Source organism: Streptomyces sp. NPDC002573 (assembly GCF_042889625.1).
Classification (GTDB): Bacteria; Actinomycetota; Actinomycetes; order Streptomycetales; family Streptomycetaceae; genus Streptomyces; species Streptomyces gibsoniae.
The window spans coordinates 1-21,544 of sequence record NZ_JBIARC010000008.1 but is presented as its reverse complement, the minus strand read 5'-3'; the positions used below and the strand labels follow the sequence as shown (position 1 = coordinate 21,544).

The 21,544-nt window shown below is 70.6% G+C and carries 19 protein-coding genes; 6 read left to right on the top strand and 13 right to left on the bottom strand.

Features of this window, described 5'->3' with window-relative positions:
* The first annotated feature begins 149 nt into the window (after window positions 1-149).
* Window positions 150-1,319 carry an Ig-like domain-containing protein gene (locus ACFYX0_RS10385; protein ID WP_388969217.1) on the top strand — a complete coding sequence of 390 codons (1,170 nt, stop codon included), beginning with the start codon at window positions 150-152 and terminating at the stop codon, window positions 1,317-1,319.
* Window positions 1,320-1,476: 157 nt separating this feature from the next.
* Entirely contained in the window at window positions 1,477-2,235 is a 759-nt protein-coding gene (locus ACFYX0_RS10380; RefSeq protein ID WP_388968844.1) for a DUF6227 family protein, read from the top strand.
* Between the two features lie 19 nt (window positions 2,236-2,254).
* Here the strand turns inward: ACFYX0_RS10380 and ACFYX0_RS10375 are convergent, their stop codons facing one another.
* The 5 genes from ACFYX0_RS10375 to ACFYX0_RS10355 form a co-directional block, all read right to left on the bottom strand.
* Entirely contained in the window at window positions 2,255-2,542 is a 288-nt protein-coding gene (locus ACFYX0_RS10375; protein WP_355918668.1) for a hypothetical protein, read from the bottom strand.
* 218 nt (window positions 2,543-2,760) lie between these two features.
* Window positions 2,761-4,842, bottom strand: a complete 2,082-nt coding sequence (locus ACFYX0_RS10370; RefSeq protein ID WP_388968841.1) for a fructose-specific PTS transporter subunit EIIC — start codon at window positions 4,840-4,842, stop codon at window positions 2,761-2,763.
* A gap of 205 nt (window positions 4,843-5,047) precedes the next feature.
* The gene (gene pfkB, locus ACFYX0_RS10365) at window positions 5,048-6,001 is read right to left on the bottom strand and encodes a 1-phosphofructokinase (RefSeq protein ID WP_388968838.1); all 954 of its coding nucleotides are present in this window, start codon (window positions 5,999-6,001) and stop codon (window positions 5,048-5,050) included.
* Window positions 5,998-6,759: a DeoR/GlpR family DNA-binding transcription regulator gene (locus ACFYX0_RS10360; RefSeq protein WP_311695507.1), complete on the bottom strand. Its 762-nt coding sequence runs from the start codon at window positions 6,757-6,759 to the stop codon at window positions 5,998-6,000. The genes pfkB and ACFYX0_RS10360 overlap by 4 nt, the downstream gene beginning before the upstream one ends.
* Before the next feature lie 196 nt (window positions 6,760-6,955).
* Window positions 6,956-8,488: an MFS transporter gene (locus tag ACFYX0_RS10355; RefSeq protein WP_388968835.1), complete on the bottom strand. Its 1,533-nt coding sequence runs from the start codon at window positions 8,486-8,488 to the stop codon at window positions 6,956-6,958.
* A gap of 61 nt (window positions 8,489-8,549) precedes the next feature.
* Here ACFYX0_RS10355 and ACFYX0_RS10350 point away from each other — a divergent pair, with 61 nt between their 5' ends.
* Window positions 8,550-9,596, top strand: coding sequence for a helix-turn-helix transcriptional regulator (locus tag ACFYX0_RS10350; protein ID WP_388968832.1), 1,047 nt, complete (start codon window positions 8,550-8,552; stop codon window positions 9,594-9,596).
* Here the strand turns inward: ACFYX0_RS10350 and ACFYX0_RS10345 are convergent.
* Together ACFYX0_RS10345 and ACFYX0_RS10340 are read right to left on the bottom strand one after the other, a co-directional pair.
* Window positions 9,558-10,148: a TetR family transcriptional regulator gene (locus ACFYX0_RS10345; RefSeq protein ID WP_388969214.1), complete on the bottom strand. Its 591-nt coding sequence runs from the start codon at window positions 10,146-10,148 to the stop codon at window positions 9,558-9,560. The two genes, ACFYX0_RS10350 and ACFYX0_RS10345, sit on opposite strands and share 39 nt — an antisense overlap.
* A gap of 497 nt (window positions 10,149-10,645) precedes the next feature.
* On the bottom strand, window positions 10,646-11,644 hold the full coding sequence (locus ACFYX0_RS10340; protein ID WP_388968829.1) for an RNA polymerase sigma factor RpoD/SigA: 999 nt from the start codon (window positions 11,642-11,644) through the stop codon (window positions 10,646-10,648).
* Between the two features lie 171 nt (window positions 11,645-11,815).
* Here ACFYX0_RS10340 and ACFYX0_RS10335 point away from each other — a divergent pair, with 171 nt between their 5' ends.
* The gene (locus ACFYX0_RS10335) at window positions 11,816-12,334 is read left to right on the top strand and encodes a GNAT family N-acetyltransferase (RefSeq protein ID WP_388968826.1); all 519 of its coding nucleotides are present in this window, start codon (window positions 11,816-11,818) and stop codon (window positions 12,332-12,334) included.
* 11 nt (window positions 12,335-12,345) lie between these two features.
* On the opposite strand, the gene ACFYX0_RS10330 is transcribed toward ACFYX0_RS10335, so the two are convergent.
* Complete coding sequence (locus ACFYX0_RS10330; protein WP_388969211.1) at window positions 12,346-13,152, bottom strand: dioxygenase; 807 nt, start codon at window positions 13,150-13,152, stop codon at window positions 12,346-12,348.
* A gap of 95 nt (window positions 13,153-13,247) precedes the next feature.
* Here ACFYX0_RS10330 and ACFYX0_RS10325 point away from each other — a divergent pair, with 95 nt between their 5' ends.
* Window positions 13,248-13,751, top strand: a complete 504-nt coding sequence (locus ACFYX0_RS10325) for a MarR family transcriptional regulator (protein ID WP_355918691.1) — start codon at window positions 13,248-13,250, stop codon at window positions 13,749-13,751.
* Between the two features lie 118 nt (window positions 13,752-13,869).
* On the opposite strand, the gene ACFYX0_RS10320 is transcribed toward ACFYX0_RS10325, so the two are convergent.
* Both ACFYX0_RS10320 and ACFYX0_RS10315 read right to left on the bottom strand, forming a co-directional pair.
* A complete protein-coding gene (locus tag ACFYX0_RS10320) occupies window positions 13,870-15,411 on the bottom strand; it encodes an MFS transporter (protein ID WP_388968823.1) in 1,542 nt (513 codons plus the stop codon).
* Window positions 15,412-15,800: 389 nt separating this feature from the next.
* Complete coding sequence (locus ACFYX0_RS10315) at window positions 15,801-16,451, bottom strand: TetR/AcrR family transcriptional regulator (RefSeq protein WP_388968820.1); 651 nt, start codon at window positions 16,449-16,451, stop codon at window positions 15,801-15,803.
* 341 nt (window positions 16,452-16,792) lie between these two features.
* Here ACFYX0_RS10315 and ACFYX0_RS10310 point away from each other — a divergent pair, with 341 nt between their 5' ends.
* A complete protein-coding gene (locus ACFYX0_RS10310) occupies window positions 16,793-18,064 on the top strand; it encodes a M6 family metalloprotease domain-containing protein (RefSeq protein WP_388968817.1) in 1,272 nt (423 codons plus the stop codon).
* Window positions 18,065-18,096: 32 nt separating this feature from the next.
* On the opposite strand, the gene ACFYX0_RS10305 is transcribed toward ACFYX0_RS10310, so the two are convergent.
* From ACFYX0_RS10305 to ACFYX0_RS10295, 3 genes are all read right to left on the bottom strand, one after another.
* A complete protein-coding gene (locus ACFYX0_RS10305; protein ID WP_388968814.1) occupies window positions 18,097-18,729 on the bottom strand; it encodes a ScbR family autoregulator-binding transcription factor in 633 nt (210 codons plus the stop codon).
* A 162-nt stretch (window positions 18,730-18,891) separates the two neighbouring features.
* Window positions 18,892-20,124 (bottom strand): cytochrome P450, encoded by a 1,233-nt coding sequence (locus ACFYX0_RS10300; RefSeq protein ID WP_388968811.1) that lies wholly within the window; start codon window positions 20,122-20,124, stop codon window positions 18,892-18,894.
* Between the two features lie 386 nt (window positions 20,125-20,510).
* Window positions 20,511-21,197, bottom strand: a complete 687-nt coding sequence (locus ACFYX0_RS10295) for a ScbR family autoregulator-binding transcription factor (RefSeq protein ID WP_355918704.1) — start codon at window positions 21,195-21,197, stop codon at window positions 20,511-20,513.
* Between the last annotated feature and the right edge of the window lie 347 nt (window positions 21,198-21,544).

The following is a 21,544-nucleotide window of genomic DNA, read 5'->3' as shown; positions in this document are numbered from 1 at the left end:
TTCACCCGGCATCCACGGGAACTCCGCACCGGGACCTCGGCTCTTTCTCCACGTACTCAAGCGGATCACGCACATCGAGAGACCTGGAGAAGCCCGTGACAACGCCGAACATGCGAGCGCGGCGCGTACTGGGGGCCAGTGCCGCCCTGATGATCGGCGCCCTGACCCTCACCGCCTGCGGTGGCAGCGCCAACGCCGACAACGCCAAGGGCGGGAAGAACTCGAAGGACTCGGCCAAGACCTCCACCGCGGCGATCGCCATCAGCGCCAAGGACGGTTCCACCGACGCGTCGATCAACGCGACCGGGGTGAAGGTCAGCGACGGGAAGCTGACCGAGGTGAAGATGACGGTGGCGGGCACGAGCACCGCCGTCGCGGGGGAGATCTCCGCGGACGGGGCGTCCTGGAAGCCGAAGGAGCAGCTGGAGCGCGGGACGAAGTACGAGATCTCGGCGACCGCCAAGGACGCGAACAACCGGGTCTCCGCCGCCAACTCCATCTTCACGACGGTCTCTTCGGCGAACAGCTTCATCGGCACGTACACGCCCGACGACGGCACGACGGTCGGTGTCGGCATGCCGGTGTCCTTCGACTTCGACAAGGCGATCACCGACAAGAAGGCCGTGCAGTCGCACATCACGGTGACCTCCAGCAGCGGACAGCAGGTCGTGGGGCACTGGTTCGGCACCCAGCGGCTGGACTTCCGGCCCGAGGACTACTGGAAGGCCGGCTCCAAGGTCACGATGAAGATCGACCTGGACGGGGTCCAGGGCGCGAACGGCATCTACGGCGTGCAGAAGAAGACCGTGACGTTCACCATCGGCCGCTCCCAGGTCTCCACGGTGGACGCCCGGACGCAGACCATGACGGTGGTGCGGGACAGCCAGACCCTCAAGACGGTCCCGGTCTCGACCGGCAGTCCGCAACACACGACGTACAACGGGCAGATGGTGATCTCGGAGAAGTTCACCCAGACCCGTATGAACAGCCAGACGGTCGGGCTGGGCGGCGAGTACGACATAGCGGATGTGCCGCACGCCATGCGGCTGACCACGTCCGGGACCTTCATCCACGGCAACTACTGGTACAACCAGGGCAACCCGCCGTTCGGCCGCGAGGGCACCAGCCACGGCTGCGTCGGTATGGCCGATGCGCAGGGCGCGCAGGGGGACACGACCGCGAAGTGGTTCTACGACAACTCGCTGATCGGGGACGTCGTGGTCGTCAAGAACTCCCCGGACACAACGGTCGCTCCGGACAACGGCCTCAACGGCTGGAACATGGCGTGGAGCGCATGGACCGCCGGGAGTGCCGTCTGACCAGGACGTTCTGACACCATCTGGGGCCGCGCGGGAACCAATCGCGCGGCTCGGGCGTTTTCCCACCGAACGTTTTCTCGGTTCCAGGACATGATGTCCGACCGAGGGGCTACGGTATGCACCCACAAGGTGACATGCAGCAACGCCGGGAGAAGCCTTGAGCGTTCCGTACCAGACGGCGGCGCACGAGCCAGCCGAGTCGCCCGAGTCTCCGGAGGAGCACCTCGCGCGACTGCTGGGCCGCGCCCTGAACTCCTTCGAGCTGCCCGACGAGACCATGGCGACACTCGACTGCGCGCTGGCCGACGACAGTTCGCTGCACTCGGCCCACCACAGCGCGGGCCTGCACCGGGAGACGTACCGGCACACCTGGCTGCTGGCGGACGGCTCGGCGGTCACCCTGTGGGAACTGGTCCACAACACGGGGCCCGGCGGCCATCTGGAACACGAGGTGTACGTGGACGAGGAGGAACTGCGCACCGCCACGGCCCGGCTTCCGCTGACGCCGGACGCCCCCGAGTTCGAACTGCCGGTGCCGGTCCAGCTGTCCCCCGTCCCCGAGCCCCGTCATGCGTACCGGCCCGACGACTCGGCGGACCACGCCCGCCGGCTGCTGCGCCGCGCCGAGAACCCGGACCGCCCGGACACGGATCTGGAGTCGTTACTGCTGCGCTCGGCGTTCGCGCACGAGATCACACAGTCCTTCGGCCGGCCGGGCCGGGCCGCCCGCGCGGGTCTGAGCTTCTCGCTCTACGAGCACGCGTTCCTGCTGCGCGACGGCCGTGAGTTGTCCCTGTGGGAGGTCGAGCACACGGCGACACCGGACGGACGCCACAGGTGCGAGGTGTACTCGACGGAGGAGAAGGCGCGGGAGGCGATGGACCGCCGGGCGGAGACCCTCGACCGCTCCCGCTGAACGAAACCGCCCAGGGCCCTCAGGACCGCCCGTCGCGGAACTGCCGCATCAGGCCGGCGAAGGCGTCCTGTTCGGCGGGTGTGAGTTCGACGCTCTCCAGCTCCGGGCCCGACTGCGGCTGGCGGGGCAGGCCTCGGAGCACCTCGTGGTGATACCGGGCGGCGTCCTCGGCACGAACACGCCACCGGGCCGCCTCCTCGTCGTCGCGGCGGCGCAGCGCGCGGCCCACGTAGACGATCCAGACGGCCGTCACCAGGGCGAGGGCGGGCACACCCAGCAACTGGAAGGTCGACATATGCACAGGCATGCATCCCAGTAGACACCACGAACCGGGCCTTTGACCGCGGATCGTGACGCATCTCGCAGGTGCGGATAGTAAGGAAAAGAAGCGAAGAGGTGACCAAGGGCGCGTATGCGCCGTAAACGGGCCGCTCGTCGTCGAACGGACACGTCGGGCATACACATCGGCCGCAACACCCTCACCGGGGTTGCGGCCGACGCGTGTTGTGCTGGCGCGGAGTCCGATCAGGCGGCGACCGGCTGCTTGGCCTCGGACGGAGCCGCTATGGCGCCGCCCGACTCGCCCGCCGCACCCTCGGGGTTCTGCTTGCGCAGGCCCTTCAGGACCACCACCAGGGCCGTCGTCGCACACACGCCGGCCGCGATGGCGACCAGGTAGAGGAACGGGTTGCCGATGAGCGGGACCACGAAGATGCCGCCGTGGGGGGCGCGCAGGGTGGCGCCGAAGGCCATCGACAGGGCGCCGGTGATCGCGCCGCCGACCATCGACGAGGGGATGACGCGCAGCGGGTCGGCCGCCGCGAACGGGATCGCGCCCTCGGAGATGAAGGAGGCACCCAGCACCCAGGCGGCCTTGCCGTTCTCACGCTCGGTGTGCGTGAAGAGCTTGCCGCGGACCGTGGTCGCCAGGGCCATCGCCAGCGGCGGGACCATACCGGCGGCCATCACCGCGGCCATGATCTTCATTGCCGAGTCGCTCGGGTTGGAGACCGCGATACCGGCGGTGGCGAAGGTGTAGGCGACCTTGTTGACCGGGCCACCGAGGTCGAAGCACATCATCAGGCCGAGCAGCGCGCCGAGCAGGACGGCGTTGGTGCCCGTGAGACCGTTCAGCCAGTCGGTCAGGCCCTTCTGCGCGGAGGCGATGGGCTTTCCGACGACGACGAACATCAGGAATCCGACGATCGCCGAGGAGATCAGCGGGATCACCACCACCGGCATGATGCCGCGCACCGCCGCCGGGATCTCGATCTTCTGGATCGCCATCACCACACCACCGGCGAGCAGACCGGCGACCAGACCGCCGAGGAAGCCCGCGTTGATGGTGAGGGCGATCGAGCCGCCGACGAAACCGGGCACGAGACCGGGGCGGTCTGCCATGCCGTAGGCGATGTAGCCGGCCAGGACCGGGACGAGGAAGCCGAAGGACACCACGCCGATCTGGAAGAGCAGCGCGGCCCAGCTGTCCGTCTGGGTCCACACGAAGTGGCCCATGACCGACGGCGCCTTGTTGATCTTGTAGCCGCCGATCGCGAAGCCGAGGGCGATGAGCAGACCGCCCGCGGCGACGAAGGGAACCATGTAGCTCACACCGGACATCAGCCACTTGCGCAGCTTGGTGCCGTAGCCCTCGCCGGAGTCACCGGTCCGCTCGACCGGGGACGCCGGGGCGCCGGCCGCCGCGGTGACCTCGCCGCGCGCGGCCTTCTCGCGCACCTCGGCGATCAGCTCGGTGGGCCGGTTGATGCCCGCCTTCACGCCGACGTCGACGGTCGGCTTGCCGGCGAAGCGGTCCTTGTCCCGTACGGGCACGTCATGGGCGAAGATCACGCCGTCCGCCGCCTCGATGACGGCCGGGTCGAGCCGGGTGAAGCCGGCCGAACCCTGCGTCTCGACGACGACCTCGATGCCCGCCTCGCGGCCCGCGTTCTCCAGCGACTCGGCGGCCATATAGGTGTGCGCGATACCGGTGGGGCAGGAGGTGACGGCGACGATACGGAACGGCTGCCCGGCCGGAGCACCGGCGTCCTCCGCGTCGCGCGCACCCGGAACCGGGGCCGTGTCGCCCGCGGCTGCTTCGGCGGACGCACCGGAACCGGCCTCGGACACGGCCTCCGCGGCTTCCTCGGCGCCATCGGCCGGAGCCTCGTCACCGCGGATGAGCGCGGCGGCGGCAGCCGCGTCGTCCACGGCCCGCAGCGCGGTGGTGAAATCGGCGTTCATCAGCTGGCGGGCGAGGGAGGACAGGATCGTCAGATGCGCGTCGTCCGCACCCGCGGGAGCCGCGATCAGGAAGATCAGGTCGGCCGGGCCGTCCGCGGCACCGAAGTCGATGCCCTGTGCGCTGCGCCCGAAGGCGAGCGTCGGCTCGGTGACGTGCTCGCTGCGGCAGTGCGGGATGCCGATGCCGCCGTCGAGACCGGTCGGCATCTGAGCCTCGCGGGCCGCGACGTCCGCGAGGAAGCCCTCCAGGTCGGTCACCCGGCCCTGGGCCACCATCCGTTCGGCGAGGGCACGTGCCGCCGCTTCCTTGGTGTCGGCGGACAGGTCGAGATCGACCAGGTCCGCGGTGATCATCTGGCTCATCGCGGGCTCCTTCGCACGCGTATCGCCCGGGGGGTGTGACGGGCGGGGGCGGGGGTGGGGATGGGGGTGCTGGGGGGTGGGTCCGGGAGGGCGGGGAGCCCAAGAGGGATGAGGAGGGAGGCGGGTCCGGGGAAAACCCGCCTCCCTCCGGCTTCGGCGGCGACGGCCGGGTGCCGTCGCGGGCGCGGTGACGGATGGCGCGCGGTCATGACGCCGGCTCCGTCAGCACGCGGTCCAGAGGCACCTCCGACGTCACCGTCACGGCGGAGGGGTCCAGATCGGCCGGGGTCGGCATCACGCTGCCGGGCAGCTGGACCGCCGCGGCTCCATGGGCGACGGCCGAGGCCAGGGCCTCGGGTCCGGTGCCGCCCGCGATCAGGAAACCGGCGAGGGAGGAGTCGCCGGCGCCGACGTTGCTGCGTACGGCGTCGACGCGGGCGCTGCCGAACCACACACCCGTGTCGGACACGAGCAGCTGCCCGTCCGCGCCGAGGCTCGCGAGCACGGCGCCCGCGCCCATCTCGCGCAGCTCCTCGGCCGCCTTGGCCGCGTCGCCGACGGTGAGGAGCGGGCGCCCGACGGCCGCCGCGAGTTCCTCGGCGTTCGGCTTCACCACGTCCGGGCGCTCGCGCAGCGCTTCGAGGAGCGCGGGCCCCGAGGTGTCGAGCGCGATCCTGGCGCCCGCGGCGTGGGCACGGGCGACCAGGTCGGCGTACCAGGACGGGGCGAGTCCGCGCGGCAGGCTGCCGCAGCAGGTGATCCACGTGGTCTCCGCCGCGCTGTACTGGTCGCGGACCCTCTCCAGCAGCAGCTCGGCCTCGGCGGGGGACAGCTCGGGACCGGGCGCGTTGATCTTCGTGAGGGTGCCGTCGGGTTCGGCGACCGAGATGTTGGACCGGGTAGCTCCGGCGATCGGCACCGGCGCCACGGCGATGCCCTGGTCGTGGAGCAGCTCGGCGACGAGCGCACCGGGCGCCCCGCCCAGCGGGAGCACCGCGACCGTGCGCCGACCGGCGGCCGCGACGGCGCGCGAGACGTTCACGCCCTTGCCGCCCGGGTCCATGCGTTCACCGGTGGCCCGGATGACCTCGCCGCGGTCGAGGGACGGAACCTCGTACGTACGGTCGAGAGAGGGGTTCGGGGTGACGGTGAGAATCATGCGCGCACTACTTCCGTGCCGCCGCGCTCGATCGCGGCGGCGTCCTCGGGGCTCAACCCGCTGTCGGTGATCAGCAGGTCCACATCACCGAGGTCGCCGAAGCGGGCGAAGTGCTCCTGGCCGTGCTTGGAGGAGTCGGCGAGCAGCACGACCCTGCGGGCGGCGCGGATCGCGGCGCGCTTGACGGCGGCCTCGGCGAGGTCGGGGGTGGTCAGTCCGTGACCGGCGGAGAAGCCGTTGGCGGCGACGAACGCGATATCGGCCCGGATCTCGGCGTACGCGCTCAGCGCCCAGGCGTCCACGGCGGCGCGCGTACGGTGCCGTACGCGCCCCCCGACCAGATGGAGCTGGATACCGGGGTGGTCCGCGAGGCGGGCCGCGGTGGGAAGGCTGTGGGTGACCACGGTGAGGGAGGCGTCCAGGGGGATGGCCCCGGCCAGCCGGGCGACGGTCGAGCCGGCGTCGAGGATCATCGTGCCCTCGCTCGGCAGCTCGGCGACGGCCGCCTGTGCGATCCGGTCCTTCTCGTCGGCCGCCGTGGACTCCCGTTCCGCGAGGTCGGGCTCGAAGTCCAGGCGTCCGGCGGGTATGGCGCCGCCGTGCACCCGGCGCACCAGGCCGGCGCGGTCCAGGGCCTTGAGGTCGCGGCGGATCGTCTCCGCCGTGACCTGGAACTCCTCGGCCAGCGACATGACGTCCACCCGGCCGCCGTCACGGGCAAGCCGGAGGATCTCCTGCTGCCGCTCCGGTGCGTACATGTCCGTTCGCCTCCGACTGATGCCCGAACGTGTGGTTTCAGGTGGGAGGCTACGGCCGCGTGTCCGAAAAGTAAACAGGTTCGGGCATCGGAACGGGCGCAATCGGGCGGGGTGCCCCTGAGGGGGCCGAACGCGCCGACGCCCGGTGGGCGCGCAGGGAACGCGACCCGCCGGGCGTCAGGGGCCCCGCGCACACTCAGGAGACGAGCACCGGCTCCCCGGCAGGCTCCGCGTCCGCCTCCTCCGCGCCCTCCACGTGCTGCGCCGGCCGCTTCGGCAGCGCGAACATCAGCAGGAAGATCACGACCAGCACGGCCACGACATAGCCCAGCGCGTGCTGGAAGGCGTGCACAAAGGCCGGGCCCACCGCGGCCGGGGCGAGCCGGTCGTCGATCTCGCCGAAGAAGACCACCGACACCAGCCCGAGGCCGAGCGCGTTGCCCATCTGCTGCACCGTGTTGATCAGCCCCGACGCCGAACCGGAGTGCTCCCGCGGCACCTCGGAGAGCACCGCGTCCGTCAGCGGCGCCACGATCAGGCCCATGCCCGCGCCCATGACCACCAGCGGCAGCGCCATCTGCCAGGAGGCGATGGACAGGCCGTACCGGTGGGCCTCGGCGATGTAGATGAGCACACCCGCCGCCATCAGCAGCGCGCCCGCCTGCAGCACCTTGCGGCCGAAGCGCGGGACCAGCTTCTGCACCGACATCCCGGCCGCCGTCGAGACCGCGAGCGAGAACGGCACGCCCGTCAGACCGGCCCGCAGGGCGCTCCACCCCAGGCCCACCTGCATGTACAGCGTCCAGACCAGGAAGAAGACGCCGAGGCCGATCCCGAACACCGTCTGCACCGCGATGCCCGCGGCGAAGCTCTTCACCCGGAACAGCGACAGCTCGACAAGCGGGGAGCCGTCGCGGGCGGCCTTGCGCCGCTCGTACGCCACCAGCACCCCGAGGACGACCAGCGAGCCCGCCATCGACGCGTACCCCCACAGCGGCCAGCCCAGCTCCCGGCCGCGCGTGAGCGGGTAGAGCAGCATCAGCAGACCCAGCGTCACCAGGGCCACCCCGACGAGGTCGAGGCGCAGGGCCCGGGGGGCCTTCGACTCCGTGATGAAGCGGCGGCCGAGCAGATACGCCACGATGCCGACCGGCAGGTTGATCAGGAAGATGGGGCGCCATTCCAGCCCGAACAGGTTCCACTCGGTGAGCAGCGCGCCGAGCAGCGGCCCCGAGACGGCTCCCAGCCCCACGATGGCGCCGAAGAGGCCGAAGACCTTGCCCCGCTCGTGCGCCGGGAAGGTGGCGTGCACGATCGACAGCACCTGCGGGACCATCATCGCGGCCATCGCGCCCTGCAGGATCCGCGAGGCGACGAGCATCTCGGGGTTGGCCGCGAAGCCGCAGAGCGCGGACGCGAGCGTGAAGCCGCCGATGCCGATCAGGAAGAGGCGCTTGCGGCCGTGAATGTCGCCGAGCCTGCCACCGGTGATCAGCCCGGCGGCGAAGGCGAGCGCGTATCCCGCGGTGATCCACTGGATCTGGCTGAAGGAGGCGCCCTCGTCACGCTGGATGGAGGGGATCGCGATGTTGACGATCGTGACGTCGACCAGGTCCATGAAGGCCGCGGTCATCACGATCGCGAGCGCGAACCAGCGGCGCCGGTCGCTCGCGCCGGCCGGGGGCCCGTCGGCCGCGCCGGTACTGATTGTGCTGTCGGTGGAGGTCATGCTCCGAAGGTAGAGGGCCAATAGGTCAGATCATGTCCTCGTTCTCATGCATTCTCGACGTATGACGACCGACACCCCGGCGCGGCTCCTCCAGCTGCTGTCCCTGCTGCAGACTCCCCGTGAGTGGCCCGGCGGCGAGCTCGCCGAGCGGCTCGGGGTGTCCCGGCGCACCGTCCGGCGCGACATCGACCGGCTGCGCGAGCTGGGCTACCCGGTCCAGGCCAGCAGAGGGGCCGACGGCGGGTACCGGCTGGTCGCCGGGAAGGCCATGCCGCCGCTGGTGCTCGACGACGAGGAGGCCGTGGCGATCGCGGTGGGGCTGCGCGCGGGGGCGGGGCACGCGGTCGAGGGCGTGGAGGAGGCGTCCGTGCGCGCGCTGGCCAAGCTGGAACAGGTGCTGCCGGGCCGGCTGCGTCATCGCGTCGCCACGCTCCAGGCCGCCACCACCGCGCTGACCAGCGGCGACGGGGCGAGCATCGCGCCGGAGACGCTGACCGTGATCGCCTCGACGATCGCGGGCGGGGAGCGGCTGCGGTTCGCGTACCGCGCCAAGGACGGCACGGAGTCACGTCGCCTGGCCGAGCCGTACCGCCTGGTGTCGACGGGACGCCGCTGGTACCTCGTCGCCTACGACCTCGAACGCGACGACTGGCGCACGTTCCGGGTGGACCGGGTCAGCGCGCCCTTCGCGACGGGCGTGCGGTTCACACCGCGCGAGCTGCCGGCGAAGAACGCGGCGGAGTATCTGCGGCGGTCGATGTACCGGCGCCAGGAGACCTACGAGTTCGAGGCGACCTTCGCCGCGTCCGCGGACTTCGTGGCGGCGCGCCTGCCCCGGTGGTTCGACGAACCCGAGCCGCTCGACGAGCACAGCTGCCGGCTGCGCGGTACGGCGAACGACTCGGTGGAGTGGCTGGCGATACGGCTGGCCCTGGTGGACTGCCCGTTCACCGTCCAAGCACCGCCCGAACTCATCGCCCGTACCGGGGAGTTGGGGGCACGGCTGAGCCGGGCGGCGGGCACCGGACCCGCACGGGAGGAGCGGCCCGCCCCGAACCCGTCCGCCCCCTCAGCCGCTTCCCCAGGCGAACTCCCCGAGAGCCTCTAGATTGCGTACGGCGTGAGCGGCGGGCCCGTCGGGGCCGTCGGCCGGGCTGGCGCCCGCGGCCCAGGTCTCCACGGCCACCCGGACGGCGGCTCCGGCGATGGCGGCAGCGAAACGCAGGGCGGGCGTGACGGCCGCTGACGCCTCGTCACACCCCTGTGTCCGCTTCGCGAGCGCCTGCGCCAGCTCCCGTTCCGTGGCCTGGCAGATCTCGGCCCAGACCTTGGTGAGCGCGGGGTTGGTGTCGATGAGGCACAGCAGGGCGCGGACCCACTCCAGGGAGGTCGCGGACACGCCGACGCCCGGGGTCAGGGTGTGCACCGCCGCGTGGCGCAGGGCCTCGGCGACGGTCAGCCCGGCCGGGGCCGCACGGACCGCCTGCACCCATAGATGGGCGCCCTCGGAGAACAGCGGCGCGAGCGCCTCCTCCTTGGTCGCGAAGTAGCGGTAGAAGGTGCGCGGAGCCACTCCGGCGGCCCGGGCGATGTCCTCGGCCCGGGTGGCGCGCAGTCCGTTCGCCATGAACAGCCCCGCGGCGGCCCGGGCGATCTCCATACGGGTCGCCGCCTTACGTCGCTCGATCAGCGACTCACCCTTGTCACGCTGCACAGGCTCGTCATGCGAGGGGGCAAGCCCGTCCGCGGACACGCCCCCGGGTTCTTGCGACGTACGGCGGGAAAAGGCCCCGCTCGTACGGTTGGTACCGGTCACAACGGCAGGTTATGCCGCTGTGGCACAATCTGCCATCCGGGCCGCCCCGGGGTTCAGGTCCGGGGCGACCCGGTCGGCCTGCCTCTGTCCCTGCACAGGGAAGAGCCGGGCCCCGGCGCCAGGGGGGAGTGGCGCCGGAGCCCGGCTCCGGAGGAGTCCCGCCGCCGGGGGGAGTGCGTCGGGACTCGGCTGAGAGGGCCCGGACCGCGAGTTCCGGCCCGTGCGTGGGAGGGCCCGGAGGTCTTGTGCCCCGGACCCGGCAGGTTGAAGCGACGCAACAGCGCCAAGTCGCACGGCCCGGCGCGGCGGGACCGGTGTGCGCCTCGATCCCGCGGATGCCGTCACGCCGCCGCGTCGAACCCGGTGTCCCGGGCCAGCTTCTTCAGCTCCAGCAGCGCGTGCTTCTCGATCTGGCGGATGCGCTCACGCGTCAGGCCGTGCTCCTTGCCGACCTCCGTCAGGGTGCGCTCCCGGCCGTCCTCGATGCCGTACCGCATCTTGATGATCGACGCCGTGCGGTCGTCGAGCCGGCCGATGAGGTCGTCCAGTTCCTCGCTGCGCAGCAGCGTGAGGACCGACTGCTCCGGCGACACCGCGGAGGTGTCCTCCAGCAGATCGCCGAACTGGGTCTCGCCCTCGTCGTCCACCGACATGTTCAGCGACACCGGGTCGCGGGCCCAGTCGAGGACGTCGCTGATGCGCTCCGCCGTCGTGTCCAGCTCGGTCGCGATCTCGGCGGGCTCGGGGTCCCGGCCGTGCTCACGGTTGAACTCACGCTGGACCCGGCGGATCCGGCCGAGCTCCTCGACCAGGTGCACGGGCAGCCGGATGGTCCGGGACTGGTCGGCGATCGACCGGGTGATGGCCTGACGGATCCACCAGGTCGCGTACGTCGAGAACTTGAAGCCCTTGCGGTAGTCGAACTTCTCGACCGCGCGCACCAGACCCGCGTTGCCCTCCTGGATCAGGTCGAGCAGCGGCAGGCCACTGCGCGGATAGCGTCGCGCGACGGCCACGACGAGGCGCAGGTTCGAACGTATGAAGACGTCCTTGGCCCGCTCGCCCTCGGCGACCAGGGCCGCCAACTCCTCACGGGTGGCATCCGCCTTGGCCTCCTCCTCACCGTCGAGGATCTGCCGCGCGAAGACGCCGGCCTCTATGGTCTGGGACAGCTCGACCTCCTTGGCGGCGTCGAGCAGCGGTGTACGCGCGATCTCGTCGAGGTACATGCCGACCAGGTCGCGATCGGCGATCTCGCCGCCATGGGCGCGAACACTGTTTGCCGCGTCGACGGTCTCGCCTTCGGCGGACTTGCGACGGGCGACGGCACGGGTTGCCATGCGTGCTCCCTTGCGATGGTGGGCTGGCGGATGGTCCTGTTGGCACTGAGAACACCCATTCGGGTGCCCGGCATCCGAAGGAAACAACGACTGCAATCCGGACAGAATTCCCAACCTGCCCCTCGATTTTTCTGATCATGCAGTACCCTGTGCCGCCACCAGGGAGGCAGGATGGCGTCGGAACGTACAGAGGTGCAGGTCAGGCCAGGAGTCGAGAACGACCTCGGGGCCCTCACGGACATCTACAACCACTACGTACACACGACACCGATCACCTTCGATACCGCGATCTTCACTCCGGAAGAGCGACGTCCTTGGCTGCTCTCCCACCCTGAAGACGGACCGCACCGCCTGATGGTTGCCGTGGACAGCGACTCACAGGAGATCCTGGGGTACGCCACGTCCAGCGCCTTTCGCACCAAGCCCGCCTATGCGACCTCGGTGGAGGTGACGGTCTATCTCGCCGCCCACGCCACGGGCCGCGGCGTGGGCGCACGTCTGTACGAGGCCCTCTTCGCGGCGCTCGCCGGCGAGGACCTCCACCGCGCGTACGCGGGCATCGCACAGCCCAACGAAGCGTCCGTGCGGCTGCACGAACGCTTCGGCTTCCGGCATGTGGGCACCTACCGGCAGGTGGGCCGCAAGTTCGGCCGGTACTGGGACGTGGCCTGGTACGAGAAGGAGCTGTGACCGCGCGGCGGTCAGCCGAACTGCACCGACCTCTTCGCGAGCCCCATCCAGAACCCGTCGATCACCGACCTGTGCGCATCCAGCTCCCCCGCGGCGTCCGCCGCGCCCAGCGTCACGAAGAGCGGGGCGAAGTGCTCCGTGCGCGGGTGGGCGAGCCGGCCCGCCGGCGACTTGTGGGCGAAGTCGAGAAGGGCGTCGATGTCACCGGCCTCCAGCGCACGGTGGCCCCAGTCGTCGAACTCCGCCGACCAGCCAGGCACTCCCCCGCCCGCGTGGCGCAGGGCGGCCAGGTTGTGGGTGAAGAAGCCGGAACCGACGATCAGGACGCCCTCGTCGCGCAGCGGGGCCAGCTTGCGGCCGATCTCGAGGAGCTTCACCGGGTCGAGGGTCGGCAGGGAGATCTGCAGAACCGGGATGTCGGCCTCGGGGAACATCTCGACCAGCGGCACATACGCGCCGTGGTCCAGGCCGCGGTCCGGGAAGTCCTGGACCGGAATGCCGGGGGCGCGCAGCAGTTTGCGTACGGAGTCGGCGAGCCGCGGGGCGCCCGGGGCGGCGTAGGTCACCCGGTAGTAGTGCTCGGGGAAGCCCCAGAAGTCGTAGACCAGCGGGATCGTCTCCACCGCGCCGAGGGCGAGCGGGGCCTCCTCCCAGTGGGCGGAGACCATGAGGATCGCGCTCGGCCGGGGCAGGTCGGCGGACCAGGCAGCGAGCTGGCCCGGCCAGACCGGGTCGTCGGCCAGCGGGGGCGCGCCGTGACTGAGATAGAGGGCGGGCATGCGCTCGGGCGCGGTGCGCTCCTCGGCGGCGACGGACATGGTGGCTCCCTCCGGCATTTACTTGAATCCTCAAGCTCTGTTAGGGTAGCGCGGACTTGTTTAAGTTTCAAGAAGAGCCTCGTACAGTGGAGCCCATGAAGACGGCACCCGCTGAGGACACCCGCTGGCTCACCGACGAGGAGCAGCGCACATGGCGTGCGTACATGCACGCCGTCACCCTTCTCGAGGACCACCTGGACCGCCAGCTGCAGCGCGACGCGGGTATGCCGCACGTGTACTACGGACTGCTCGTCCAGCTCGCCGAGGCGCCGCACCGGCGGATGCGGATGACCGAGCTGGCGATCGGGGCGAAGATCACCCGCTCCCGGCTGTCGCACGCCGTCGCCCGCCTGGAGAAGAACGGCTGGGTGCGCCGCGAGAACTGCCCCTCCGACAAGCGAGGACAGGTCGCGGTCCTCACGGACGAGGGCTACGGGGTGCTGGCCCGCACCGCCCCCGGGCATGTGACGGCCGTGCGCCAGGCCCTGTTCGACCGCCTCACCCCCGAGCAGCAGAAGTCCCTCGGCGAGATCATGTCGGTCATCTCGGAGGGACTTCAGCCCAAGGAGGCGGGGGCGGACCTGCCCTGGCTCCGCTGAGCCGGACACCTCCGTACACACGGCCGCCCCGGCCCGCCGGAAAGGCGGAGCCGGGGCGGACCGGGGCGTACGGATGAGGCGTGGGATCAGCGGACGGCGTCCGCGCCCGTGCGCACGGTCAGTGGGCGACCACCGGCACCTGCACCTCGTCCTCGACACCCTCGCCCGAGCCCGCGGCGGAGGCCTGCCCGGCGCCCGGGCGTCCGGCGTTGACGAAGGTCACGGCGACCGTCGCGGCGAGCGCGAGGATGCCGACGGCGATCCAGATGGCGCTCGAGTAGCCGTGCACCATGCCCTGGAGCTGGACCAGCTGCCGCTGCGGCTTGGAGGTCGCCGTGGCCATGTGGTCCTTGATGTAGGACGTGGTCGCCGAGGAGGCGATCGTGTTCAGCAGGGCCGTACCGATCGCGCCGCCCACCTGCTGGGAGGTGTTGACCATCGCGGAGGCGACACCGGCGTCCCGCGGCTGCACGCCGTGCGTGGCCAGGGACATGGCCGGCATGAACGCCGTACCCATGCCGAGGCCGAGCATCAGCAGGGCCGGCAGCACGAGGGCCGCGTAGGAGGAACCGATCTCCAGCTGCGCGAGGAACAGCATGCCGACGGCGGCCACCAGGAACCCGGGGCCCATCAGCAGCCGCGCGGGCACGCGGGTCATCAGGCGGGTGCCGATCTGGGTCGAGCCGGTGATCATGCCCGCCACCATCGGCAGGAACGCGAAGCCGGTCTTGACCGGCGAGTAGCCCTTCACGACCTGCAGGTAGTAGGTCAGGAAGAGGAACGTGCCGAACATCGCGATGACCGCGAGGCCGAGGGAGAGGTAGACACCGCCACGGTTGCGGTCGGTGACCACACGCAGCGGCAGCAGCGGGGCCTTGACCCGGGACTCGGTGACCACGAAGGCCACCAGCAGGACGGCCGCCGCGACGAACAGGCCGACCGTCACGGAGTCGCCCCAGCCGTCGGACTCGGCGCGCGTGAAGCCGTAGACGAGGGAGACCAGGCCGAGGGTGGAGAGGATGACGCCCGGGATGTCGAGCGGCGAACGGTTGCGGCCGCCCTCCGGCTCCCGGATGACGAAGTAGGCGCCGGCCGCCGCGACGATGGCGAACGGGACGTTGACGAAGAACGTCCAGCGCCAGTCCAGGTACTCGGTGAGGAAGCCGCCGAGGATCAGACCGACGGCGCCGCCGCCACCGGCGATCGCGCCGTAGATGCCGAACGCCTTGGCGCGCTCCTTGGCGTCGGTGAACATCACCGCGAGCAGGGACAGCGCGGCGGGGGCGAGCAGCGCGCCGAAGGCGCCCTGGAGGGCGCGGGCGCCGAACATCATCGCGCCGGACTGCGCGGCGCCGCCGAGCGCGGAGGCCGCGGCGAAGCCGGTCAGGCCGACGACGAACGCCCGCTTGCGGCCCCACAGGTCGGCGACACGGCCGCCGAAGAGCAGCAGACCGCCGAAGGCGAGGGCGTACGCGGTGACGACCCACTGGCGGTTGCCGTCGGATATCCCGAGGTCCCGCTGGGCGGACGGCAGCGCGATGTTCACGATGGTGGCGTCGAGGACGACCATCAGCTGGGCGAGCGCGATGAAGACGAGCGCTCGCCAGCGATTGTTGTCGGGAGCGGAAGCGCCGGGAACGCTTCGTGCTGGTGCAGACATGGAGGTACCCACTTCGGGACTTCGTGACGGAAAGATCGGGACTCAGGAGACCTAGAAGGACGTGAAGGCCGGAACTAGGAGACCTAAAGGGGCGGAGAAGGGCGTAACGGAACGTGGAAGGGCGTCGAACGGCACGGCTCGTCGGCGATGACGGCCGGGATGTCTGTCGTGGTCACGTCTGTCGGCGGTACGGGCGTGTCCCTGCTCGCCGCGGACGTCGTCGGTCGGTGCAGACGGTCGTGGGTCGGTGCGGACGTACGTCTTCACAGGCGCCCGCCGGCGCCGGCGGGCGCCGGTACGGCGTCCGTCGATGCAGACGTCTGCCGGTACAGACGGGTTGAGTTCGCTGAACTAATCGGTATCGGTCGCTGGTGATCGCTACAGGTCGCTCAGGGTTGGCGCAGGTCCTCCATGGTCACGGCCGTACCCGGCAGCTCGGAGCGGGCCGGGGCCCGCAGTCCGTCCAGGAACAGCTGGATATGACGGTGCATGAAGCGGTCGGCACTCAGACACTCCGTACCGGCCGGCGGCCTGCTGAGCTGGGCCACGGCGAACGTCAGATCACCGACGCCCACGTCGGGACGGAGCTGTCCGGCCGCCTTGGCCCGCTCCATGATCCCCTCGACGAGCCGCTCGATCCGTTCCAGTGCGGCTTCCAGGTCGGGGTGATTCTCGTCGAACGCACTGGAGAGCATCGGGCACAGCGCGCTCAGCCGTTCCTCGGCCGCGGCGTGCGCGAAACGCTCCAGCGCGTCGAAGGCGTCGGCGCGCTCGGCGAGCGCCCGCTCGGCGACCTCTGACGTACGGTCGAGGACCGAGCAGACGACCTCCCGGGCGAGTGCGTCGCGATCGGGGAAGTTGCGGTACACCGTGGCATTGCCGACGCCGGCCCGGCGGGCGATCTCGTCGAACGGCACATCGGGGCCGAACTCGACGAACATCTCCCGGGCGGCGGTGACGATCCGCTCCCGGTTGCGCAGGGCGTCGGCGCGCGGCCTGGACGCTCGGCGCTGCACGGGGGTCGCGGTCGCGGTCTGCACGGCGTACTCCTCGGGCTGGCGGACGCGATCCGGGGATTCCTTCCCCGGTTCGCCTGGACACAGGGTTAAACGGGGATTCCGTCCCCGGTTATTTCCCCCACGGGCACAACTTCGTGTGATGCGCGCCACATCGGGACCGGAGGACGGGACAGCCGTTCGCCGCACGCCCGGACGAGCCCTGCACCCCGCTTCACGCCCCCCTCCCCCGGCTTCACCCCGTTCGCGCCCTAGAACCCCTCGTTCGGTCTTCTACAGCGCGCGCTCCCGGACAGGGCGCCACAGGGTGATCGCAAGGGTGCAGTCGGAGACCGGCGGCTGCCATGGGAGCGGAGGGCCACCACATGCAGCCGTCCCAGCGCCGGGTGCCCCCTCGCCGCGCCGCCTCCCTGGCCTCGGTCACCGCGCTGACCCTGCTGGTCGCCACCGCCGCCGGCACCGGGCAGCTGCTGGGGGGCTCCTCGACGGCGGGCCCCGCCCCGTCCCGTTCCTCGGCGCTGCGCCCCTGCATGATCCACGGCCGTCCGAACATCCAGATGCCCGAAGGCATCCCGACCTCCACCGGCTACGCCCACTCCACCGGGACCGTCCACGCCCTGACCCTGATGATCGACTTCTCCGACGCTCCCGGGCAGGGCAGCGCGCTCGACCGGTTCGCGGAGTTCTTCCCGCAGACCCAGCGGTGGTTCACCACCAGTTCCTACGGCCGTCTCGACTACCACCCCGAGGCCCCCATACGGCGCTGGCTGCGGATGCCCAAGCCGTTCAAGGCCTACGGACTGGAGCGCGGCGCCCCCTTCGACCCCGGTTACCGCCAGCTCGTCCAGGACATCGTCGCCGCCGCCGACGCCGAGGTGGACTTCCGCCGCTACGACCTGCTGAACGTGCTTGTCACCCCGAACGCCGGGCCCTCCGCCCTGGACACCGTCCTGTCCGTGACCTTCGCGGGCAACGCCGACGCGCCCCTCGCGGACGGCGTCCCCGTCGCCAACGCGTCCTTCATCTACAGCCGCCAGGACGACGGCTCGGGGTCCTACTCGGTGACCGGCTACCGGGTCCTGCCCCACGAGAACAGCCACACCTTCGGCCTGCCCGACCTCTACACCCAGGAGGGCGGCACCGCGGTCGGGCACTGGGACATCATGAGCGAGGACTGGGGCGCCGACAACGACATGCTCGGCTGGCACAAGTGGAAGCTCGGCTGGCTCGACGACTCCCAGGTCGACTGCGCCACCACGCACGGCACCGTCGTGTACACGCTGAGCCCGCTGGCCCGGACCGGCGGACACAAGCTGGTCTTCGTCCCGCTCAGCTCCCGGGCGGGATACGCCATCGAGGTGCGCACCCGCGAGGGCAACGACGCCGCGGTGTGCCGACCCGGCGTCCTCATCTACCGCGTGGACGCGGACGTCGACACCGGCAACGGGCCCATCACGGTCTACGACTCCCGGCCCAACAGCGGCGGCTGCACCCGCAGCCCCAACGTGCAGGCCGAGTTGTCCGACGCGACGTTCGTTCCCGGGCAGTCCTTCCAGGACCTGAAGACGGGCGTCGTCATCACCGTGGCGGGGAAGGACCGGGCGGGCAACTACCGGGTCCATGTGTCACGCCGCTGACGGATCCCGCTGGTGTGAACCCGGCCGGAGGGTCAGCTCGCCTCCGCCCGCCGTCCCGCCGCCACGACGCCCCGCAGGGCCGGCGCCGAGGCTATGCGGGGCAGCAGCAGCGACCAGAAGCGGGTGAGGGTGGTGTGGGAGAGCCAGCGCACATCGCCCTCCCCGAGCGCGGCGAAGCCGACCGTCGCGCCGACCACCGTGGCCACCAGATCGCGCGGCGGCACATCGGAGAGCAGCCCATCACGCGAGGCCCGTACGACGGCGTCCTCCACCCACACATGCCACCGCTCGTACAGGTCGCCGCCCCGGCCGACGTCCCGCGCCCTGTCGCCCAGTTCGAACCCGGCGCGCAGAACGACATCGTGGCGCAGGCCCTGCAGCAGGGCATGGCTCGTGTCGACGAGTGCCTGAAGGGAACCGCCGAGCTGCGGCGGCGGCCGCTCGGCGGAGGTGATCCGGCCGAACCGCCGGGTCGCGGCGTCCCGTACCGCCGCGGCGAGTGCGGCCTTGCTGGGGAAGTGGAAGTGCAGCGCGCCGTTGCTGACCCCCGCCCGGGAGCTGATCGCCGAGAGCGAGACCGACTCGAAGCCGTCCTGGGTGAAGAGTTCGGCGGCGGACTGAATCAAGGCGTTGCGCGTTCGTACCGCACGTTCCTGCTTGGCCATCACACGCTCCGTTGAGGCTGGATCGGGAGCATAACAAACCGCATGTGCGGTTTTCAATCGGGCGAGCACGCGCCCCGGGAGCATCCGCGCGGCACACTCGGAAAGGCGGAATCCCATCCCCCGAAAGCACAGGATCCCGCCCGAACCGGCAGAGAAAACGGATCAGTTCGGTCGCAGCACGACCGGAAGTGATCCGTATCCGTTGACGATGAAGGACCGCACCGATTCGACCCCCTCCACCGGAATTACAGACTCCATATCGGGGAAGCGGGCGAAGAGCGCCGCCAGCGCGGTGGTGGCCTCAAGTCGGGCCAACGGGGCGCCCACACACCGGTGCACGCCGTACCCGAAGCCCAGATCGTCCCGTCGGCCGGGCCTCAGCACATCGAAGACACCGACGTCGTCGCCGTACGCCTCCGGATCGGAGACCGCACCGGCGAAGGAGACCAGGATCGGGTCGCCCTTCTCGATGCGCACACCGTCCAGGTCGATGTCCTCGACGGCGAAGCGCATCGGCGAGTACGCGGCGGGGCTGCGCGTACGCAGCGTCTCCCCCACCACGTCGGCCCAGTCGGCACGGCCCTCGCGCACATGCGCGCGCTGTTCCGGATGGGCCAGCAGCGCGGCGATCGTGTTGGTGATGAAGGTGCAGGTGGTCTCCTGACCGGCGGCGATCATCAGATAGAGGGTGCCGAGGAGTTCCTGCTCGGTGAGCCGGCCGTCGGCTCCGTCGCGTGCCTCGATGAGGGCGGACGTCAGATCGTCACCGGGCCCGGCCCGCTTCTCGGCGACCATGTCGGCCAGCATCCCGAAGACCCGCACCTGCGCCGCGGCCATCTCGTCGCCCGGCACGGCCGTACCGAACACCAGGTCCAGGTCCGCGCACAGGGGCTCACGGGCCTCCTCCGCGATGCCGAACAACTCGCAGATCACCCGCATGGGCAACGGATTGGCGAACCGGGCCCGCAGATCGACCGGTTCACCCGGCGGCACCGCGGCCAGCTCGTCGAGCAGTTCCTCGGCGATCTCCTCGACCCGGGGCCGCAGGGCCTGGGTGCGGCGCGCGGTGAAGGCCGCGGCGACCAGCCGGCGCAGCCGCCCGTGCCGCTCCCCGTAAGCGAAGAGCATGTTCTCGTTCGCCACCCATGGATAGAGCGGCCAGTCCGTGCCGATACGGCCCTCGATGAAGTCGGGCCAGTGCTGCCGGGCGTCCTTCGACACCCGGGGATCCATGAGGAGTTGTTTGACGTACTTCTGCCGCACGACGGCCCAGGCGCGCACCCCACCGGGCAGCTCCACCTCGACGGCCGGCCCCTGCGATCGCAACATGGCGGTCTCACCCACCAGGTCACGCCCCGTCACATCAAGGACGTACGGGCATCGGGACATCTCCATCCGTGCACTCCGTTCGATCGGTCGGCCCGTCCGACATCCGACGTGGTTCCGGTACTCAATTCGGTACTGGCACTCGATGTAGTAGTGGCACTCGACGCGGTGCCGGCATGCGACGTGGTGCCGGATGCCGGCATTCGGCGTGGCACACCGCCCGGCGCACCACGGTGGAACTCACTCACTGCACAGAAGAGACACTTCCCCCCGCACGGGAGCCGACTGCCTCCGCCCGGCTCCCGATCCGAATCCCCCGTCCAACTCCCGCCGCCCTGCTCCCCCTTACACCCCGCCCGGCGCCTGACGGTCGACACAGAGCGATCGCCCCCCGGCGGACTCACCGGACCGACCCGGCGGCGCGGCAGGGGCAGTACGCCCCCCGGCGACCCCCGTCACGGAGCCTCGCTCGCCGCCTCCGACCGGCGCTGCCTCATGGCGGCCTCGTACACCTTCGGCCCCCGGTCGGGGGAGAAGTCCAAGCGGACCAGCACCCCCGGCACGGCGACCGCGGGCATCAGATGGCGGTAGAGATCGGCCACCCGCTCGGCCAGATCCGCCCGCTCGGTCATGATCCGCGAAAGGACCTGCACACCCGTGAAGGCCCCCACGAACAGTTTGGCCAGCGCCGCGACATCGGCGTGCGGCAGGATCTCGCCCTGCAGTTTGGCCTCCTCGAAGAGGGACTGCGTGTGCTCGGTCCACGCCTGCATCGGCACCCGCCGGTTGAGGTTGTCCTTCGGCGAGCCCTGGTCCACGGTCAGCCGCACACTGCCCTGGACGATCGGGTCACCGGTGTCCTTCCGGAGCAGATAGGCCAGCAGCAGCGCCTCGTCCAGCGATTCCTGAAGCTTCAGTTCCTGTTCCGGGACGCGCGGGAGGGAGGACACCTGCGCGGCCAGGACGGCCTGGGCCAGTTCCTCCTTCGAGGTGAAGTGGAAATAGAGGGCGCCCTTGGTCACCCCCGACCTCTGCAGCACGTCGGAGATGGTCGCCGCCTCATACCCGACCGCGTCGAACACCTCGGCCGCGGCGAGCAGGATCGCCTGCCGTGTCCGAATGGCCCGCTCCTGCCGTGCCACAAGCACCCTCCGCACCAGCCCGCACCGCGAGGAAAGAGACCGGACGGTCCCTGTCGATGCTTCAGGACAATAAAACCAGCCATTCGGTTTTTCAACCCTGAAACTTCCAGCCCATGATTCGACCTGTTTCACCCATAAAATCCCACGCGGGATCGGCGATCTCCGGGAGTCGGCCAAGAAGGCTCTTGAAATAAAAACCGGATGGTACGTATCTTCTGTCTCGCGCTTCACACGAACCCACCCAGGGGGAAGCCAGGGCTTGATCAAGTTCCGTAGGTGTCTGGGTTGTTGGTGATGCCCAGGATAGTGAGTGCTCGTTCGGGTTCGTTGCGGATGGCGCGGGTGGT

Excerpts from the sequence above, each read along its gene's own strand:
- ACFYX0_RS10385 (WP_388969217.1), top strand. The coding sequence starts at position 150 with ATGATCGGCGCCCTGACCCTCACCGCCTGCGGTGGCAGCGCCAACGCC.
- ACFYX0_RS10375 (WP_355918668.1), bottom strand. The coding sequence starts at position 2,542 with ATGCCTGTGCATATGTCGACCTTCCAGTTGCTGGGTGTGCCCGCCCTC.
- ACFYX0_RS10370 (WP_388968841.1), bottom strand. The coding sequence starts at position 4,842 with ATGAGCCAGATGATCACCGCGGACCTGGTCGATCTCGACCTGTCCGCC.
- pfkB (WP_388968838.1), bottom strand. The coding sequence starts at position 6,001 with ATGATTCTCACCGTCACCCCGAACCCCTCTCTCGACCGTACGTACGAG.
- ACFYX0_RS10360 (WP_311695507.1), bottom strand. The coding sequence starts at position 6,759 with ATGTACGCACCGGAGCGGCAGCAGGAGATCCTCCGGCTTGCCCGTGAC.
- ACFYX0_RS10355 (WP_388968835.1), bottom strand. The coding sequence starts at position 8,488 with ATGACCTCCACCGACAGCACAATCAGTACCGGCGCGGCCGACGGGCCC.
- ACFYX0_RS10350 (WP_388968832.1), top strand. The coding sequence starts at position 8,550 with ATGACGACCGACACCCCGGCGCGGCTCCTCCAGCTGCTGTCCCTGCTG.
- ACFYX0_RS10345 (WP_388969214.1), bottom strand. The coding sequence starts at position 10,148 with ATGGAGATCGCCCGGGCCGCCGCGGGGCTGTTCATGGCGAACGGACTG.
- ACFYX0_RS10340 (WP_388968829.1), bottom strand. The coding sequence starts at position 11,644 with ATGGCAACCCGTGCCGTCGCCCGTCGCAAGTCCGCCGAAGGCGAGACC.
- ACFYX0_RS10335 (WP_388968826.1), top strand. The coding sequence starts at position 11,816 with ATGGCGTCGGAACGTACAGAGGTGCAGGTCAGGCCAGGAGTCGAGAAC.
- ACFYX0_RS10330 (WP_388969211.1), bottom strand. The coding sequence starts at position 13,152 with ATGTCCGTCGCCGCCGAGGAGCGCACCGCGCCCGAGCGCATGCCCGCC.
- ACFYX0_RS10325 (WP_355918691.1), top strand. The coding sequence starts at position 13,248 with ATGAAGACGGCACCCGCTGAGGACACCCGCTGGCTCACCGACGAGGAG.
- ACFYX0_RS10320 (WP_388968823.1), bottom strand. The coding sequence starts at position 15,411 with ATGTCTGCACCAGCACGAAGCGTTCCCGGCGCTTCCGCTCCCGACAAC.
- ACFYX0_RS10310 (WP_388968817.1), top strand. The coding sequence starts at position 16,793 with ATGCAGCCGTCCCAGCGCCGGGTGCCCCCTCGCCGCGCCGCCTCCCTG.
- ACFYX0_RS10305 (WP_388968814.1), bottom strand. The coding sequence starts at position 18,729 with ATGGCCAAGCAGGAACGTGCGGTACGAACGCGCAACGCCTTGATTCAG.
- ACFYX0_RS10300 (WP_388968811.1), bottom strand. The coding sequence starts at position 20,124 with ATGGAGATGTCCCGATGCCCGTACGTCCTTGATGTGACGGGGCGTGAC.